The following is a 19056-nucleotide window of genomic DNA, read 5'->3' as shown; positions in this document are numbered from 1 at the left end:
ACTATTTGTTCTGCTTATACATCTCCAGAAAATACTTGGCATCATCGCCACGCAGATTAGCCAGCAGCCCAAGCAGCCCGTCGGTTAAATAACGCGCGGCAATCCCTTTGGAGCGCAGATAGGTCATGGCTATAATTGCCCGATCCTTATGCGGGCAGGCGGTGACAATAATCTTGTCCGCTGGAAGTTCTCCGAGACGCTCAGGAAGCTCATTCAACGGAATCTTCAACGCAAAACTGGGTCCCCAGGCGTCCTGTTCTTCTTTGAAGCGGATGTCCACCAATACCGCCTTGCCATCTTCCAGCATATCCAGCAGTTTTTGGCTACTGACTTTCATTTCCAGACGGGCAGCGTAATCATAGGTCCTGATGTAGTTTTCCAGTAACGGTTCAGCGGCAACCGCTACGGAAGCGGCAAAAACAAGGGCCCCCATCAGGGTGATGACTTTAACCATTCTCGATCTCCTCAGAATTAATCATGGAAGACTGTTAAATGAAGATGGACATGTATTTTCTCTATATGTATATATAGGGGGAAAACTAACATATTTGTTGACATGTTGATATCTGGAAAATTCTGACACCGACTGCCAGGTCTTTAGATTGGAACGAATGTTTTTTCGCAATGTCTGGACAATCAGGTTTTGGTCGCAGCCACACAGGGTATCGCCCGGCGTTCAATAATCAGGATTGAAAAGCCATGGGAAGAAGGATCCGTTCCCGGATATGAGCTGGCCTGTTTCGCATCCCTTTCCTTCAGGAGGAGTATAAGCATGAGGAAACTGGTTCTACTGCTGTTAGCGATTTTGACATCAACCTTTTTGATTACAGGCTGTGCCTCAACAACCGTAAAGGAAGCAGCAGCTGACAAAGTGACAGCTCCTGAACAGAAAAATGTCCCACAGGATCCTAAGCTGAGAATAACCACTCAAGAAGTGATGGCGCTGTTCAGCAAAGAATTTGCCGGTGCGACACTGGTGGCAGAAACACTGGAGCAGAATAAGTCATTCCAGTTGATTGACGCGCGTCCTGCCGTTAAGTTTGAAGAAGGCCATGTGCCGGGTGCTGTCAATATTCCGAAACCTCTTCTGCCTCAAAACCTGGATAAACTGGCCAAAGATAAGATGTTGATTTTTTACTGTGGCGGGCTGCATTGCGGCTTGAGCCCGGCTTCTGCCCAGATTGCCATGAAAGCGGGCTATAAAAATGTCAAAGTCTGGTATGAAGGAATGCCTGGTTGGATTGCAGCAGGAAATTACGCAGAAATTGAGACTCCGGCGCTTGAAAAACTGGTCACTAAACCGGGCAAAGAGCCGTTACTGATCATTGATGCCCGCCCTGGCGTAAAATACCAGCAAGCCTTCATCCCTTCAGCTCTGTCGCTGCCTAAAGCAGAGTTTGAAGCCAAAAAGGGATTGCTCCCCGAAGACAAGAATATTCCGCTGGTCTTTTATTGCGGCGGCTACAAGTGCAAACTGAGTCATGAAAGCGCCACCCTGGCATTGTCCATGGGCTATAAAAACGTCTCGGTTTATGCCGCAGGCGAACCCGCCTGGAAGGAAGCCGGGTTACCTCTGTGGGGTAATGAAGCGAGTGGCGTAAAGAAAAAGGCAGTTGCTAAAAATGCCCTTCCGGAAGTCATTACCCCGGAAGAGTTCACCAAGCTTCTGGCTGCCGGAAAACTGACTGTCGTTGATGTCCGCTCTAAAGAAGACTTTGACGCAGCTCATATTCCCGGTGCTATAAACATCTTTGATGAAGACTTCTACTCCAAAGAACAGGAATCCATTGCCAAGCTGCCCAAAGAAGGCCGTATCGCCCTCCACTGTGCAACTGGCAGCCGTGCCGGTGGTGCTTTCTATGCGATTCTGGATACCGACTATGGCAACAAAAGCAATCTGCAGTATCTGGACTCAACCATCATCGTAAATGCTGATGGCAGCTATACTTTTGAGAAGAAGCACTAAGTAGTTTTCATCCGGATACGGCCCTTTTCCGCTGTGGCGGTGTCAATCTGCGGGTTTTCTTGTGCGGCGTAAAGGACTACGCCTCCGCGCAACCCCTTGATTTCCTTGCCACAACGAAAAATTGCTCGTTTCCAATCTGAAAACTTAGCCGTTGCCCTGCGGAGTTTCCGGATGGCAACTAAGTAGACGATTCCAAGAAGAGAGCCTCTGATGCGTCGGAGGCTCTCTTCTTGGATACCATCGTAAGGTGTACGCCTTTTGCCTTATGGCCGATCATATTCACAAAATGTGATTCAGCAAGTAGTGCAGCGTGGTCAACTAACAGGGGAGGGACGTTTCGCTGATCAGGTTGAGGAAAGGCTCAAGCGGCGAATAGAACTGCGTGGCCCTTGGCCGACCCTCTAAAAAATAAATCTGCCCCCTTTTTTCTTTTTGTCAGAATTCTAGTTTATTCTCATTGACCGGGGTAATACCTCTTCAGAATGTATTATTCCGCACAGGTTTTAAAGTCGAAATCTTTTGCTTGCGGCCGTCTGTCCCGTCAGCATTACAGTCTCTAAAAATGTTTTATCTTGGGGGCGATGTGATTGATTCATAAAAGAAATCAATTTTTAAGAGGGCAATTATTGCGTTTAAATACGCTATTTGACGTTCCCCCTGTGTCCACGAAACCGGGGGAACGTCAGAAACTCTACACAATAATAACTTGGAACGTCATTCTTGCTGGTCGGAAAGCCTCGCCGTTGGGAATGAGAGTTTTGTGGGGAAAGTGACGCTGGCTTTGGGGCATCAGGGGAGGCAGAGAACCCTCCTGGACGGCCCAGAGGGGTATGTCCTTCGTGAGGAGGAAAGCAGCTATCGCATTTTAGCTTAGAAAATCATGCTCTAAGGCAGAATATTGAGGGTCATTCACTCTATTTCATTTTAAAAATAGATAAATGTGTTGGTCCGACCCCAGTCGCACCCCATTCGTTGTGAAGTTGACCCGGTCTCGTTGTTATTTCCGGAGGTTTTGATATTCTGGAATCAGGCTGAGAAAAATAGGTTTACACTTCAAAGCCAGAGAGGTGCACATGACTGATAAAAAGACAAAAGCCAAAGAAAATCTGAGCAAACCTGTCGAATTCACTGTTTATGCCCCGTTTGCCAGTAGCGTGTCTCTTGTCGGTTCATTCAATCAGTGGGACAGTACAAAACACCCGATGAACAAAGATATCAAAGGAAGGTGGCGAATCATGGTCACGCTTTCTCAAGGAACCTATGAATATCGGTATATTGTCGATGGGGACTGGGAAAACGATACGGAAAACCCAGCGACGATTGAAAATGAGTTCGGAAGCTATAACAATCTCAAGGTTGTGGACTAAAACTTAAAACTAGGGACATTGGTAGTGCGGGGTCGGACCTAGCTATGTTAATTCATAAAAGGAATTGATCCGTAAAAGGGCAATTCGTCCCAGCGCATTCTGAGCAAACAGATGCCGGCGAGATTTTTAGAGCCTGCGCTCAAAACGCTGGATACCGACCATCCCCGACCAGGGGTCCCTTGCATTTTCGGAGACCAGTCTGAAGTCGTACCGTTCGTAAAGAGAACGTGCGGCATCCAGGCCGGAAAATGTCGTCAGATAGGTGTTCCGGTAATTACGCTCACGTAGGAAAGAATCGGCCTGTTGCATGAGCTCCTTGCCCAGGCCAAGACCCTGTGCTGCCGGAGCAACGATAAACCAACGCAAATGAGCCCCTTCCTCCGTGGCTGCAATCCCATCGATAGTGATCGTCCCAAGCAGCGATCCGTCCGCTTTGTAGGCGGCGAGAAAGAAATCGCGTTGAGGGTCATAGCGTGCGTGGAATTCACCCATTTCTGCAGCGACTTTGGCCTCGAATCGCACCCCAAATCCCCACAGTTGTGCATAATAGTCCATATGCAGGGTAATGTTCGCGGCGATGACACCGGGTCTGTAATTGCCGAATATCAAGCTTGTCGTCATAGTTGAACTCCTGTTTTTCCAGCTGAAATGGCAAGCGTGGCAAGGTTGACGGCAAAATCATCATTCAAGCTTTCAATATTTATCACCAGCCGTTTCCAGACCATCGCAACGACCACTTCGTTGACAATCTCTGGCACAGCAGAAAGCTCTCCACGAGCGATACCGCTGCGGATGATATCGGTCACAATATCGGCGCGCCCTGTTACCAGGCCTTCTGCAAGCGCAGTTCGCGCTGCTGTATCCATAACTGCATCGCCGATCAATCCGGCTAGAATTGCACCGGCGCAAGTCTGCCGGTAGAGAGTAAACAAGGCTTTGAGAACCGCCTCAAGATCGTTCCTGGCCCTTCCGGTGTACGATATGGCGAGAGCCTCGCGGCTGACAATCTCCGTATAGACTTCGACGAACAAAGCCGACTTGGACGACCACCAGCGATAAATGGTCTGTTTTCCAACACTGGCTTCTGCGGCGATGGCCTCAATAGTGGTCGCGGCATACCCGTGGCGAGCAATACAGGTCGCAGCGGCCTCAAGAATCGCCCGGTGCTTGAGTGTGGATCTGCGTTTTGTTTTTTGTGGATTGATTTTCATAAGTCTTATAATAGACGAGACGTATCGTCTCGTAAAGAGATAATATTTCCTCAAAACACTTTTTCACCATCGGAGAGGGCCTTCCCGAGAAAAACGAGTGACATTTCCCCTAAAACGACTTTCTCGGCAGGACACGAAGATCGGCGATGGACAGTGGCGACTCATGATCTTTCTGCACAAGCTGATCAAGGCTCGCAGGGTCGGAACTATGCGGCAGGAAAAGGTCAATAAAATTAGAGATGAATCCGAAAAAAGGAGTATAAAAGCGCTACAGGATGATTTTTTCTAAAAGAATCAACAATAAAGCAACAATATTCTCAAGCCAGGTCATCTTATGTCCAAAGATTTTGCTTCTCATTGTGAAAGAAATAAACAACCCATTCTGGATCAGCTGAAAGTCTATTTTGCATCCTCTCGACACGTGCTGGAGATTGGTTCCGGAACAGGGCAGCATGCGGTGTTTTTTGCTGAGAAGCTACCTCATCTCGTCTGGCATACCAGTGACAGGATTGAAAATCATGCCAGCGTGAAAGCCTGGATCAGCGAATCAAAATTGGATAATATTGTGCTTCCGCTTGAGTTTACCATCGGCCGTGATCCATGGCCCGCTATTCAGGTTGACGGCGTATTTACAGCCAACACAACTCACATTATGCAACCAGCGGAAGCAAAGCTGATGATGGAACTGGTGGCCGCCAATTTACCTCGGGACGGAGTCTTCTGCCAGTACGGGCCGATGAATATGGATGGAAAATATACCAGTAAAAGCAATCAGGATTTTGATCAAACCCTTAAAAATAAAGGTTATGGCGGAATCCGTTCAGTCGAAGAATTGGTCAGCTGGGGGCAAGGCCTGCAGCTGGTGGAAAAAATCCCCATGCCAACGAACAATTTTCTTCTGGTCTGGAAGGCTTTCTAAAAAATACATCTGCCTCGAATGGTGCTAGTTTAAGAGGAGATGGCAGCAAAACCGGGACTGTCCCCGCATGGGGGCTGTCCCAGGTCTTTGCGGTGCTAACCGCTACTGCTTTCATGGCTCGCAAACTCTTGGGACCGCCCCCGATGATCCTGGGGACAGTCCCGAGTTTACTGCAAAGTTGCTTAAACGAGCGCCATTCAGATTTGTCCCATTTGGGGGGCTTATATCTGGAGCTCTCTAAATAAGAAAAATTCGAGAACCCCTATGGAAAGAAAAACCAGAACATCGATAAAAATGGTTATTACTGATCTCGATGGAACGTTGCTCAATAACGATCATCTGCTTACAGCCATAAATCTGAAACATTTGCACTATCTGCAGGAGCAGGGAGTATTAATTGTTGCTGCGACAGGACGCAGTTTATTTAAAGTGAATGCGGTCATTGCTGAGGACGTCCCCCTTGATTATGTGATTTTTTCATCGGGTGCCGGAGTTTATGATTGGCAAAGCAAACGACTTCTGAAATGGGAAGAGTTTGAAAAAGGAACGGCCCCGGTCCTGTGCGCAAATCTGATTGAGCTGAAGCAGAATTTTGTCGTGTTTAAACCCATCCCAAACAACAATAAGTTCTGGTTTCATCAGGGGGCAGGGCTGTGCAGCGAATTTGCGCGATACCTTGAACGGAATATACAGGACTGCCAACTATTACCCCTTGAAGCACTGCCTGAACATGCCGGACAGATGATGTGCATTATTGAAAACGATGTGCGCCTGTTTGCATCCATTCAAGCCGCTTTGTACAAGGTCAGAAACGACATAAAGGTGATTCGGGCCACGTCGCCGGTGAATGCCGATTACATTTGGCTCGAAGTATTTCCAGAAACAGTTTCCAAGGGGCATGCCGCTAAATGGCTGTGCCATGAACTGGGTATTGCAAAAACGGAAACCATGGGCATTGGGAACGATTATAACGACATCGACTTACTCGAGTTTACCGGCATTTCCTATACCGTAAAAAATGCACCTGAGGAATTGAGAAATCAATATCCCGCCATACTATTTACCAATCATGAAGATGGTTTTTCGGAAATTGTTGGGGCGTTCTTTAAAGGTCGCTAAGAGATGATTCCCCAAAATCAGGAAAACAGCCTGCCGCGCCCACCGATGGGCGATCAAAATCAATAACGCATTTCTAAGTCATTGATTTTGTTAGGTAGAGGCATCGCAGAATGGTGCTAGCTTAAGAGTAGATGGCAGCAAAACCGCCAGCGTTCCAAGGGCCGCAAACATTTGGGACAGCCCCAGATAGGGCTTGGGACAGTTCCGAGTTTGCTACGAAAGTGCTTAAACTAGCGCCATTCGGGACATTGCACTTTTCTTCCCCGGGGGCAATTCGCCCTGTTTTTAGACATTCAATACCATTTTTTGCAACCCGTCATACGTAACAGCCTTTCCTGCAAACAGTAATCCGGTTCAGAAGGCCTTCTAATCGCCACTTGGCGGTCCTGATACCAATAACGACAAAACCGGCAGAAAAGGCGTAAAAGTCTTTAATGTCACTATGTTGACTTGTGTCTTCTGTGTGCTAATTTGCCGAAATTCTGTAAATTTCATTTTTTTTGGAAGGAGATAGTTTGTGAAAAAACGATATCTATTCATTCTGGTTACGGTTTTGGCAGTAACTGCTTGTAGCAGTTTCAGGAGCGGCCCCAAAACAGAGCCAGCGGCTGAAATCACCACCATGGCGGCTTTTCATGCCGAAATGTCCGGTTGTCAGACCTGTCACGCTGACGGGAGCAAAGTCACCGTCAGTGATAGTGAAAATCATGAGAACGAGCAATGTGTCAGCTGCCATGGCGGTTACGAAAAAATGGCCAATGCTGCGTTGGAGTTTGATCCGCACACCTCCCATCTTGGGGATATCAACTGCACCACCTGCCATAAAGGCCACGATGCTCCACAATTCTATTGCAACAATTGCCACTCCTTTAACATTGAGGCGATGCCTTTTGCCGATGTTCCTAAAAAAGCTGCCTGGGACCGGGACTGGAACCAGGAGGCTATTCAAAAAGCCATCGCAGCAGGTCCTGTCGAAAAGACCGATGTTGTCGTTGTTGGGGCGGGCAGTACCGGATTCAACGCTGCACTGACTGCTGAGCGGAAAGGGGCCAAAATAATTCTGTTTGAAAAAGCTCCCTTTACCGGTGGGAATTCAATGCTTGCTGCCGGCGGGATCAATGCTGTTGGGACTCCGCAGCAGGCCAAGAAGGGGATTAAAGACAGCGTCGATTGGTTTGTTGAAGACACCATGAAGGGTGGTCGCTATAAAAATGACGAAAAACTGGTGCGGATTATGGCGGAAGAATCTGCTGATGCCGTTAAATGGCTGGAATCCTTAGGGGTAAACCTGGACGGGTTGAAGCGTTCCGGTGGCGCACGGGTTCAACGCACCCATGCGCCGGCCAACGGAGCCAGTGCCGGTCCCCAGATTATTCAGACGTTGCGGAAAGTTGCCAAACGTGAGCATCTGGATACCCGGCTCAATTCTCGAGTTGAAAAGTTGGTCCTGAACGACAATAGAGAGGTTGTTGGGGTGGTCGTTCATGGCAAGCACAGCGGCTATTACATGGTTGCTGCGGATGCCGTGGTCCTTGCCACCGGTGGTTACGGGATGAACAAAGAGATGATCGCCTGGTATCGTCCCACCTTTGCCAAGATGACCAGTTCCAACAATATTACCGCAACCGGCGATGGGATCATCATGGCCAAGGAAATCGGCGCCAGCATGACGGATATTGACTGGGTTCAGGCCCATCCGACCGTTGGCAAGGACAGCCGTATTCTCATTTCCGAGACGGTCCGTGGCGTTGGGGCTATTATGGTCAATACCGATGGCAAACGTTTCGTCAATGAACTGACCACCCGCGACCGCGCTTCCGATGCCATCCTTAAGCAAAAGGAAGGTTATGCCTGGTTGGTTTTTGATGAACAGTTGATCGCCAAGAAAAAAATGGTCCGCGGCTACGAACACCTGGGGATGTTGAAAAAGGCCGATACGGTTGAAGGGCTCGCCAAAATGACCGGGATGTCCGCTTTACCGGAAACCATCAAAGCCTATAACGCTTATCAGTCGACTGGAAAAGATCTGGCCTTTGGTCGGAGCGATATGCCGCTGAACCTGACCAAACCGCCATTTTATGCAGTCCGGGTTGCGCCGGGAATTCACCACACCATGGGTGGGGTTGCCATTGACCCCGACTCCGAAGTTCTGGATCTGCAAAGCTGGCCGATTCCCGGTCTTTATGCTGCAGGCGAGGTAACCGGTGGCGTTCATGGCTTTAACCGTCTTGGTGGTAACGCCATTGCCGATACCGTTGTCTTCGGCCGTCGGGCAGGCGCCCATGCTGCGGAATATGCTCTGAAAAAATAATCCGCTACAAACCAGCAAACGAGGGAGCCGCAAGCAGGGCTCCCTCGTTTTTTACCGTCCTGAAAAAGATCTGCGATAACACATCGCAGTGAATCATTAAGCCTCCCCTCCTCAGGGCTCCTCATTGGCTCGGGCAACTCTCCTTTTACGCAGTTGGTCCCGCCTTGACTCCGAAGAAATCCAGTCAACAAATTCCCGCGTAATTTTTACCGATGGAAGAGAACTAGATGCAGGGTTGCATTGCTGCCAGATTCTGTTGTTTTACCAGATCGATATCCCGCCTGGGCGGATTGCCGAACATGCGGGTATATTCACGATTAAACTGCGAGGGGCTTTCATAGCCGACCTGGTAGGCTGTGGTGGCTGCATCCAGATCGCCTGCCAGCATCAGATTTCGCGCTTCGATCAGGCGCAGATTTTTTTGGAATTGCAGCGGGCTCATGGCCGTGATGGATTTAAAATGGGCATGAAAGCCTGAGACGCTCATGCCGGCAAGATCGGCCAGTTTTTCTACCGGGATTGATTCCCGAAAGTTAGCTTTGATTTTGTGGATAGCGCTGGCGATCCTCTCCGTGTGACTCCCTTTAAATGCGACCTGCGCCAGTTTGTCGCCATGTTCTCCGCGTAGAATCCGATAGAAAATCTCCCGTATCGTTGGTGTTGCGAGCACGGGGATATCTTCAGGCGTTGCCAGCATCCGTGCCAGGCGTAGCACACTATCTCCCAGGGTTGCGTCGGCTCTGCCGACGAAAATCCCTCGTTCCGCTTTTCGATTCGAGCGCAGCGGATATTCGGTATGGCTCAGGAGGTCGGTAAGCAGTGGCAAACTGATATCGACCTTGATAACAAGATAGGGTTCATCTGGTGAGGCCTGGGTTACTTGCCCCATGATTGGCAAGTCCACAGAAACAATCAGATATTCCGATGGTCCGTACTGATAAATCTCCTGATTCAGCATTGTCTGTTTGCGGCCCTGCGCCAGAAAGCACAAAGCTGGATTATAGAGACCAGGTATGATCTTGTCTGTTCTTGTTGCCCGATAAAGGGATACCCCGGGAATTGCGGTTTTGGACAAACCTTCACTTTGCGCATAGGTGTCTATTAAAGCAGCCAGCTCTTTTCTTTGCTGTTCACTCATCGTCTTCATGCTCCGCTTCTTGTCCATTTTCTCAATATAGAGGCGAATCTTGCTGTATGTCTACCAAACGTCCAGGCATTTAGAGAAACAGGCAAGTGTTCTGGAGTCCTGTGCATTTCAGATCGTCTGGTATTTTCTTATACTGCAACCGATGAACGAGTCCATGGTCAACATCTTTAAGGAGATTTCAAAATGCATATATTTGTCACCGGTGCGACAGGGTTCATCGGGTCTGCTGTCGCCCAGGAACTGCTTGCCGCCGGATACCGGGTCAGCGGTCTGGCGCGTTCCGGCAAGGCAGCTGAATCGTTGCGGGCGGCAGGTGTCGGGGTTTTCCTCGGTCATCTGGGTGATCCGGCTAGCCTGCGCGCAGGGATTGCCTCTGCCGACGGCATCATCCATACTGCCTTTAATCATGATTTTTCCAAGATCAAAGAAAGTTGCGAACAAGACCGCTGCTCTATCGAGACCTTTGTTAACGCGTTGGCCGGCTCCTCCATCCCGTTGATTGTGACCTCTGCCACGGGGGCGATCCAGGCTAAAGGCCTGCTTGATGAAGATGCCAAGCCGACCCCTGCTTCCGGCGCACCACCTCGTGCCGTTGCGGAAGAGATCGTCGCAGCGGCGGTCGCTCGGGGGGTGAATGCGTCCATTGTTCGGCTGCCTCCTTCCGTGCATGGCAATGGCGATCATGCATTCATTCCCATGCTGATTGATATGGCGCGTCGAACAGGCGTGTCTGCTTATGTTGGAGAAGGACAAAATTGCTGGTCCGCTGTCCACAGATTGGATGCGGCGGTGTTGTATCGACTTGTCCTCGAAAAGGGGTCGAAAGGAGGCGTTTATCATGGCGTTGCCGAAGAAGGAATCGCTTTTCGGGAGATCGCAGGAGTCATTGGGCGGCGTCTTAATGTCCCTGTTGTGAGTAAGACGCCGCAGGACGCGGCAGAACATTTCGGCTGGTTCAGCCATTTTGCCCAAAGGGATATGCCGGCATCGAGCCGGAAAACACAAAAAGATTTGGGATGGATGCCCAAAGAGGTCGGATTGATTGCCGATATCGACCGACCTGAATATTTCTTATAGAAAGGACACAGACAATGACGAAACTTGCATTAATCACAGGTGGCAGTCGTGGCCTAGGAAGAAGCATGGCTTTACACCTGGCCAGAAAAGGCCGGGATATTATCCTGACTTATCAGCGTGACAAAGCCTCGGCCGACGAGGTCGTCGAGGCGATTAAAGCCAAGGGTCAAAGGGCCGTCGCACTGCAATTGGATGTAGCCAGAGCGGAAACATTTTCATCTTTTGCTGAAACCGTCAAAATGGTTTTGCGGGACACCTTTAACCGGAGCGAATTTGACTACCTCATTAATAATGCCGGTTCGGGGCTGCATCAGAATTTGATGGAGACGACGGAAGAACAATTCATGCAAATGATGAATGAGCACATCAAGGCCCCGTTTTTTCTGTCTCAAAGACTGATTCCCCTGATGGCGGATGGTGGTCGGATTCTGAATGTCTCTTCAGGATTGACCCGCATCATCCACCCGGGCTATGGGGCTTATGCCATCATGAAAACGGCGGTCGAGGCGTTGACCCTCTATCTGGCCAAAGAACTGGGGCCACGGCGGATTGCGGTCAATACTCTCGCACCAGGCGCGATCGAGACAGATTTCAGAGGCGGGGCCGTGCGCGATAATAAAGATGTAAATGCCCAAATCGCAGCCATAACAGCATTAGGCCGGGTCGGTTTGCCTGATGATATTGGCGGCGTTGTCGCGGCCATTCTTGACGACGAAGCGGGATGGATCAATGGTCAGCGGATAGAAGCGTCAGGCGGCCAGGCTATCTAAATAACTCACCAGGAAAGGGGCAATTTATAAATACCCTTTCCTGGTCCTTTGAAGCTGATGGGGCGTTCGGAGCTAGCCTGAAAAATTGCATGCAGAGTCAGTGGCTGTCAGCAAACCTTCTCAGGATAAAGTGGGCGCGGCCGTAACGAAGATCTGCGCTTTGCCGAAAGAAAAAGTCAGGCCTGCTCCGATCGCCTCTCATCCTTCTCTCACCTTATCCTCGGAAAAATGCCTTTCTCCTGTTCTGATGGTGGCCAACCGGCGGCCCCTTGCGCGCACGGCGCGTGCGGTTATAGTCTTGGATAAGATCCATCCACATAACAAAAAGAAGGGAGCTATTATGGCCATGGAATATCGTCAACTTGGAAACTCGGGCCTTATGGTGCCGGCATTCAGCCTGGGCACGGGGACCTTCGGGGGAAATAACGAATTTTTCAAAAAATGGGGCGACATCGACGTGAAGGAAGCCTCAGAACTGGTGGATATCTGCCTTGAGCACGGCATGAATTTTTTCGACACAGCGGATCTCTATTCCACCGGCGCAGCCGAAGAAATCCTCGGCAAGGCGGTGGGCAACCGGCGCAACGACGTGCTCATCTCCACCAAGACCACTTTCCCCATGGGAGAGGGGCCGAACGAGTGCGGCTCGTCGCGCTACCACATCATTCGCGCAGCGGAAGACAGCCTGAGGCGGCTCGGCACCGATCATATCGACATCTACTTCATGCACGGCTTCGACGCTCTAACCCCAGTCGAAGAAACCTTGGCCGCACTTGATAACCTCATAACCTCAGGCAAAGTGCGCTACATAGGGGCCTCCAACTTCTCGGGTTGGCACCTTATGAAGTCGCTCGCCATATCTGAAAAACGCGGGCTGGCACGCTATGTGGTCTACCAGGGCTACTACTCGCTGGTGGGACGCGATTACGAGTGGGAACTGATGCCGCTGGGGCTTGACCAGGGCGTGGGACTGATGGTGTGGAGCCCCCTGGGCTGGGGGCGCCTCACCGGTAAAATCACCCGCAACAGCCCGCCCAAGGAGGGGCGCATCGCCCAAGGTGGCGCTGCGGGCGGTCCGTCAGTGGAAGACGAATACCTGTTCAGGGTGGTCGATGCGCTGCAAGACGTGGCGACCGAGGTCGGCAAAAGCATCCCGCAAGTGGCGCTCAACTGGCTTTTGCAACGGCCCACGGTCTGCAATGTGGTCGTAGGCGCGCGCAATGCCGACCAGTTGAAGCAGAACCTTGGCGCACTGGGGTGGAAACTGGACGAGGCGCATATTGCCAAACTTGACGCGGCCAGCCACCGCGAGCCCACTTATCCCTACTGGCACCAGAAAGGATTCGATCAGCGTAACCCCAAACCAACACAGTGGTAACGCAGCCAACGCTGGATTTTGTGCCGCTGTTATGCCATCCGGCCACCCTTTGGGGCAGCTGGATGGAATTTTAGGGTGACTATTTTGGGCAGATCTGCCTTCAATCGGCCAAATTATCCCTAGTGTCCTGTGCGGTTAGTTCTATAGTCCAATCCTGGCCCTTTTTACTGCTGTCTACGTTCTGGCTTCGCGGCTTGGCTTCGGCCAGGCCTGCGGTGGCACGCCTTGGCAGCAGAAAAAATGACTCAGAATTTATACAAACAACTAACCGAACAAGACACTAGCCATCATGGCTGACAGTTAAAAAAGAGAAGACCTGCCCCTTGCAAACATGGGTTATGCTGGAGTCGTTGAAACAACCGGCACAGAGCCATAACCAAGGAGACAGGTCATGACAAAGTCTATCACTTATGTTGGTTTCGATGTTCATAAAAACTCGATCGATGTCGCGTTAGCCGATGCTGGCCGCGAGAGTGAGATCCGCTATTACGGCACCATTAACGGAGATCTTGCCTCACTGGACAAGGTGATCCGTAAACTGGTCTCACGGGGAACCAGACCCTCCTTTGTTTACGAGGCCGGACCCTGTGGCTATGAAATCTATCGGCATCTGACACAGCAAGGATACGATTGCAAGGTGGTTGCCCCATCGCTGATTCCGCGAAAAAGCGGCGACCGCATCAAGAATGATCGCCGCGACGCTGAGATGCTGGCGCGGCTGCATCGTGCTGGAGAACTGACTCCGGTCTATGTCCCTTGTCTCGAAGATGAGGCGATGCGCGACTTGTGCAGAGCCCGCATCGACAGCAAAAGTGCTGAACGCAAAGCGCGCCAACAACTGGGGGCCTTTCTCCTGCGCAGCGGGTTCCGCTACAGCGGGAAAACACCCTGGAGCAAGGCTCACTGGAACTGGATCTCTTGCATCAAGATGCCGCACCCGGCCCAGCAGATCACCTTGCAGGAATATATTGATGCCGTACGTTCCTGCACAGAACGAGTTGAACGCATGACCGAACAGATTCGCCAACTTGCCGAGCAGTGGCGCATGAATCCTGTCGTCGAGGCGATTCAGGCCCTGCGAGGCGTCTCCCTGATTGTTGCGACAACAACGGTTGCCGAATTGGGAGACCTGACCCGCTTTGATCATCCTCGACAGCTCATGGCGTACCTGGGATTGGTTCCCTCGGAACACTCCAGCGGCGAGACGGTCAAGCGTGGCGGGATCACCAAAACCGGGAACGGACATGCCCGGCGCATGCTGGTCGAAGCGGCTTGGTCGTATCGACTTCCGGCTCGGGTCAGTCGTCGGCTGCTTGAACGGCAGAGGCACCTACCGCAGGCTGTTTGGGAGATCGCCTGGAAAGCACAATTGAGGCTCTGCTCCCGCTATCGACTGCTGACCGCCAAGGGGAAACGCAGTCAGGTGGTCATTGCGGCCATCGCCCGTGAGTTATCAGCATTTATCTGGGCCATCGCCCAAACGGTGCCACGCCCGGCATAGCGAAGGAGTCAAGGAACAACGGAACCAGCTTCTGTCGTGAAAAAGCGCGGTCCCGGTAACGGAGAATCCTCGGGCCTGTTATGGGATCAGGCATTTGCCGAACTCCCGGCTCTAGCGAGAGGCAGCTCCACGACGTAGCCAAGACAGGCGGTAACCAACCCGCGAATATCAGCGTGATCTACCGTCGTAAAAAGCGGCCCCGTTTTTTCGTGACAGAGATTTAACCACAGTTTTCAAGGAGCAGTGCGTTTACTCTTGTAATTGTCAGCCATATCAGCAGGCTGTTGAAAAACAGCCTGATGAGCCCATGGACGGGCGATCAAAATCAATGGCGGCCTTGTAAGTCATTGATTTTGTAAGGTGGAGAAAATCGCACTTTTCTCCACCGGGCTTGAAAAAGGCTAAGGATGGACTTTTTCAACAACCTGCTAGTAGACGCGGTTCCTCCCCGATTTTTTGACTTGATATAATCGTTGGTCAGCGCGATTAAAAAGATCAGTGAAGGTCTCGCCCTTATTCAGGGTCGCGATTCCGAAACTTGCGGTCACAGTGATTTTGCATTTTTCCAGAGAGATGGTCGTTTCCGCGATTGCGCTACGTAGCTTTTCGGCGACAACCAGGGCTGTTGGATGGGAAGATTCCGGTAGAATAAGAATAAATTCGTCACCACCGTAGCGTCCCAAAGAGTCGCTTTCACGAATTTGACGTCTGCAGAGTCGAGTTATTTCAATCAACACGCTATCGCCGGCCTGATGTCCCCAGGTGTCATTTATTTTTTTGTAATGATCGATATCAAAGATGATAATACTCAGCTCTCGCTTGTATCTTGTGGCATATTCAAGTGCTTTTTCTCCAATCTCAAGAATGTTTCGCCTGTTTTCTATGCCAGTTAGCGAATCGGTCGTGGCCATAGCATGAAGTTGCTTCTCGAGTTTCTTCTCCTCTGTTATGTCGGAAAGAATATAAATTATCCCTCCGTAAGATTTATTTGTGTCAGATATGATATTTTTTCTTATATTGTAATAATGATCTTCTTCATTCTTTTTGACAATGAATGTCTTTTCTTCATTGAGAAGTCTATAAAGACTTGTTTGTCGTTCTCTATTTTGTAGAGGAATATGGTTAATATCAGATCCTATGCGATATTTTTCAATTTCTGGAAAAATTGATTGTATGGATTTGTTGTAATCGACAAGCTTATTTTCTGAATTTGTTACTATAATCCCTTGATCAAAATTTTCAAAAATATGGTCTCTTGCAACAGGAACAATTTCAAAGAGAGATAGCTGGAAGATTGCTATAGCTAAAAGAGGGCATGATGCACCAAACGCTAGTGGGTTGATGTCAAAGTTTGTAGGTGCTAATTCTAAAAGATATAAGATGTATCCAAAAAATGGAAAAGCTGTTGCTAAAATGATTAGTGAAATATTGTTTCTATACTTTTTATTTTTTATAAAACGGAAAATGCTATAAGCCAAGGACATGAGAACAAGAATTATAGTATATGCTGAATCGACGTAATACCATGGTCCTTTTTTAAACAGAAGGATAGAGTTTCCTTCATGAAAGATAAGGCTTGGATTAACATAAAAAAGATTGTTCTTAAAAGTCGTTAAATGCATGAAGAAAGTGCATATAGGTATGATAAGGAGGGAGGCTGTTAATTTTAAGGGAATAGTATTTGTGTTGGTCAGATATTTCCTGATAAGAGAATAGAGGAAAAATGGAATAAATGGTATGCCAAGATATTGAATATCGGAAAAAAACAGGGCTGTTTGTAGATCTGCTGAAGCTATTTCAAAAGCATACCCCACTGTATAGACAATCATTGCCAGCATCAGAAACAAAAAAGAACGACCCCCAACCGCTCTACGATGATGGAATGCCAGGGCTGTAAAGAAAACCTCAAAACCGGCAATAATAAGAAGAAGGATAGCGAACGATGGTAGACTATTTATGTGTAATTCGGGCATGAATGTATATTTTCTTAACTATTAAAGCTAGATATATCGATCAGGATTAGAGAGTAAGTAGAGAGAATTTTGAGTCTTGTCCTGTTTCTTTCACGAATGAAGTCCCTCTGCTTAAATTCAATATCATAGAAAAGTTTCATTGCACAGATTTTATCTTGCTATGGTCGATGGTTTCAGTCTCCGTGGAGTCGTCCATCAGCGGGAAGGAGGTTTGGCGGAAAGTTGAAGATTGATGTGCTCAACGAAAACGCAGTTGAATGTGACTGCTGGAAAAGTCACGGCTGGGCACTACCTTTCTCTGACGGAACATGAATAGCTCTGTTCCTAACGGCTAGGAAATCAGCAGCGGTACGCTAAGAGCCAAACCATGAGCGACACTGGTGAAGGCGTTTCGGTTTATGGTTTTGTCTGAGCCGAAACGGTTGGTGAAAAGCTTTTGGATGTAGGGGATCTTTGAGGTGCCGCCGGTCAGGGAGACGGTATCGATCTGCGCAGCGTTTAAGCCGCACTGGCTGAAGACCTCGTCGATGCAGTCTTCGATCTTTTTGAAGTTGTTGTGATTGAGTTGTTCAAATTCGCTTTTGCTCAGAGCTTCGTCCAGTTCCAGATCGGTTTCGTTGAAACGGATGTTGGTTTGCGTAGCACTGGAAAGATCGCACTTGGCCTGTTCGATGGCCTGGAACAGGGCGAAGCCGAAGTTCTCCTCAATGATGTTTTCCAGATTCTGAATCGCTTGCGGGTTGTCGGTGCTGCGCTTGATAACGCGGATCAGCTCCCGGTTCTGGCGAGTGCGCAGCAGCGGAATACGGTGCCACTGACTCAGAGTGTAGATCAGGCTGTCCGGGATTTCTGTCCACTGCTCGGTGGCAAACGCTTTGTATCTGGCGTTCCGGCCAAAATGATGAGCGACCTTATCCCACATGACCTGTGAATCCAATTTGTCCCCGGCAATATAAACCCCACCAAGGCCAAGAACTTCACTGTGGCCGTCTTTTTTTCCGGCTGAATTTCCGTTAACCCGGAGCACAGAAAAGTCGGATGTCCCGCCACCGAAATCACCGATAAAGACGATCTTTTCGTGGCCTGGCTGAAGGCTGTCCTTGTAGGCCTGTGCCGCAGCGACGGGCTCATACTGGAAGCAGATGTTTTTGAAGCCAGCTTTACGGGCGGCTTTTTCCAAATATTTTTCCGCGGCGGCATCTTTGCTGCTGTCTTCCGAGAAAACCACCGGGCGGCCAAGAACAACACTGTCAACCTGGCAGCCGACATGTTCTTCACCTTTTGCTTTTAGCTCTTTAAGGAGGATAGCGATCAGGTCGTCGATGGCATAGCGTTTACCGAAAATGTCCGTGCCACTGAAGTTGCTGCTGGGCAGAAAGGTTTTGATCGACTGCATAAAGCGGCCGCTGCCACCCTCTTCGACATATTGGTTGATCGCTTCGGTTCCGGTGAAGATCTCACGGTCTTCATTGAAATAGAGCACTGAACGCATCAACCCGGCGGTTTTGCTGCCGGCATCGACATTGACGAGCTCAACCTGGCCGTTGCGATAGACCGAAAGGGCTGAATTACTGGTTCCGAAGTCGATAGCGAATACGATCTGCAATGTCCTGCTCCTGCACTGTAACGGAAATGAAGGTTCTAGACGATATTGCTGATCAAAATCAAGCTCTGAGGTAAAAAATCTCGCTCTGTCCCTTGCTGCGGATTGTTTATTCGTGTGTCTGGCTCCCCTCTGGCAACCTTGGCCATTATAATCTGACAATAGCTAAGACAGTGTTTCGCCTGGTCCTGGCTGGTGGTTTTGTATTGATTGTCTTTACCGATAATTATCAGACAATAACTTAGTAATCTCACATCCACTCCAAGAAAAATGCCCCCCAAGACAGCTTTCCACGCAGGATTGGCGCGTTTGGTGATGATTTTTTTGGGATAATATGTTTTTTGTCTGTCAATTTAGTGTTGGTTTTTTAATTGACAGACAATGTTGATCTTCCTAAGATTGCCAGGTCGAAATCTTTGGGGGAGGTTTGTTTGACAAATTCGATATTAAGTAGCAGGTCCCTCGAAGAGTGTTTTACATGAAAGGGGAGAAATCCCTGTTAACTGAATTGGGAAGAGTTTGGCAGATGCATGCTTTTGTTATCGACACACCAGGTTGTTTTAGTCTTAAGTGGAATTTAGAGAAACCGGAGATAAAAGCTACTCAGATTTTGGTGCCCATCAAAAAGGGCGGCTTTTGTGGGAGTGATAATCCGGCTGCAATCACAAAAATTCTTGTGTCTTTCGACTAAAATTGCCCAAAAGAGAGGATATC

The 19056-nt window shown here is 49.3% G+C and carries 16 protein-coding genes; 10 read left to right on the top strand and 6 right to left on the bottom strand.

The window, feature by feature from the left end:
* Position 1 precedes the first annotated feature (1 nt).
* Positions 2-454, bottom strand: a complete 453-nt coding sequence (locus N909_RS0101570; protein WP_029910353.1) for a rhodanese-like domain-containing protein — start codon at positions 452-454, stop codon at positions 2-4.
* A gap of 318 nt (positions 455-772) precedes the next feature.
* Between N909_RS0101570 and N909_RS0101565 the strand changes: the two genes are divergently transcribed.
* Positions 773-1966, top strand: a complete 1194-nt coding sequence (locus N909_RS0101565) for a rhodanese-like domain-containing protein (protein WP_029910350.1) — start codon at positions 773-775, stop codon at positions 1964-1966.
* Positions 1967-3039: 1073 nt separating this feature from the next.
* Positions 3040-3333, top strand: coding sequence for a glycogen-binding domain-containing protein (locus tag N909_RS0101560; protein ID WP_051689437.1), 294 nt, complete (start codon positions 3040-3042; stop codon positions 3331-3333).
* 126 nt (positions 3334-3459) lie between these two features.
* Here N909_RS0101560 and N909_RS0101555 read toward each other — a convergent pair whose 3' ends face one another.
* Positions 3460-3954, bottom strand: coding sequence for a GNAT family N-acetyltransferase (locus N909_RS0101555; RefSeq protein ID WP_051689436.1), 495 nt, complete (start codon positions 3952-3954; stop codon positions 3460-3462).
* Positions 3951-4544, bottom strand: a complete 594-nt coding sequence (locus tag N909_RS24275; protein ID WP_051689435.1) for a TetR/AcrR family transcriptional regulator — start codon at positions 4542-4544, stop codon at positions 3951-3953. The genes N909_RS0101555 and N909_RS24275 overlap by 4 nt, the downstream gene beginning before the upstream one ends.
* Positions 4545-4878: 334 nt before the next feature.
* On the opposite strand from N909_RS24275, the gene N909_RS0101540 reads away from it, so the two are divergent.
* The 3 genes from N909_RS0101540 (at position 4879) to N909_RS0101530 (ending at position 8893) form a co-directional block, all read left to right on the top strand.
* Positions 4879-5463, top strand: coding sequence for a DUF938 domain-containing protein (locus N909_RS0101540; RefSeq protein ID WP_029910338.1), 585 nt, complete (start codon positions 4879-4881; stop codon positions 5461-5463).
* Positions 5464-5727: 264 nt separating this feature from the next.
* Complete coding sequence (locus N909_RS0101535) at positions 5728-6582, top strand: HAD family hydrolase (RefSeq protein ID WP_084167335.1); 855 nt, start codon at positions 5728-5730, stop codon at positions 6580-6582.
* 517 nt (positions 6583-7099) lie between these two features.
* Positions 7100-8893, top strand: a complete 1794-nt coding sequence (locus tag N909_RS0101530; RefSeq protein WP_029910332.1) for a flavocytochrome c — start codon at positions 7100-7102, stop codon at positions 8891-8893.
* Positions 8894-9116: 223 nt separating this feature from the next.
* On the opposite strand, the gene N909_RS0101525 is transcribed toward N909_RS0101530, so the two are convergent.
* Positions 9117-10040: an AraC family transcriptional regulator gene (locus tag N909_RS0101525; RefSeq protein ID WP_036682628.1), complete on the bottom strand. Its 924-nt coding sequence runs from the start codon at positions 10038-10040 to the stop codon at positions 9117-9119.
* 183 nt (positions 10041-10223) lie between these two features.
* On the opposite strand from N909_RS0101525, the gene N909_RS0101520 reads away from it, so the two are divergent.
* The 4 genes from N909_RS0101520 to N909_RS0101505 all read left to right on the top strand — a co-directional run bounded on the left by N909_RS0101520 (position 10224) and on the right by N909_RS0101505 (position 14766).
* Positions 10224-11117 (top strand): SDR family oxidoreductase, encoded by an 894-nt coding sequence (locus N909_RS0101520; RefSeq protein WP_029910327.1) that lies wholly within the window; start codon positions 10224-10226, stop codon positions 11115-11117.
* A 14-nt stretch (positions 11118-11131) separates the two neighbouring features.
* Entirely contained in the window at positions 11132-11887 is a 756-nt protein-coding gene (locus tag N909_RS0101515) for an SDR family NAD(P)-dependent oxidoreductase (protein ID WP_029910322.1), read from the top strand.
* 346 nt (positions 11888-12233) lie between these two features.
* The gene (locus tag N909_RS0101510) at positions 12234-13265 is read left to right on the top strand and encodes an aldo/keto reductase (RefSeq protein ID WP_029910319.1); all 1032 of its coding nucleotides are present in this window, start codon (positions 12234-12236) and stop codon (positions 13263-13265) included.
* A 391-nt stretch (positions 13266-13656) separates the two neighbouring features.
* Positions 13657-14766, top strand: a complete 1110-nt coding sequence (locus N909_RS0101505; protein WP_029910316.1) for an IS110 family RNA-guided transposase — start codon at positions 13657-13659, stop codon at positions 14764-14766.
* A gap of 428 nt (positions 14767-15194) precedes the next feature.
* Here N909_RS0101505 and N909_RS0101500 read toward each other — a convergent pair whose 3' ends face one another.
* Both N909_RS0101500 and N909_RS0101495 read right to left on the bottom strand, forming a co-directional pair.
* Positions 15195-16739, bottom strand: a complete 1545-nt coding sequence (locus tag N909_RS0101500; protein WP_029910313.1) for a histidine kinase N-terminal 7TM domain-containing diguanylate cyclase — start codon at positions 16737-16739, stop codon at positions 15195-15197.
* A gap of 331 nt (positions 16740-17070) precedes the next feature.
* Complete coding sequence (locus tag N909_RS0101495; RefSeq protein ID WP_029910308.1) at positions 17071-18345, bottom strand: Hsp70 family protein; 1275 nt, start codon at positions 18343-18345, stop codon at positions 17071-17073.
* Positions 18346-18820: 475 nt separating this feature from the next.
* Between N909_RS0101495 and N909_RS0101485 the strand changes: the two genes are divergently transcribed.
* Positions 18821-19033 carry a hypothetical protein gene (locus N909_RS0101485; RefSeq protein ID WP_029910302.1) on the top strand — a complete coding sequence of 71 codons (213 nt, stop codon included), beginning with the start codon at positions 18821-18823 and terminating at the stop codon, positions 19031-19033.
* Positions 19034-19056: the final 23 nt, after the last annotated feature.

This window comes from Pelobacter seleniigenes DSM 18267 (assembly GCF_000711225.1).
Classification (GTDB): domain Bacteria; phylum Desulfobacterota; class Desulfuromonadia; order Desulfuromonadales; family Geopsychrobacteraceae; genus Seleniibacterium; species Seleniibacterium seleniigenes.
This window is presented reverse-complemented; position numbering and strand designations above follow the sequence as displayed.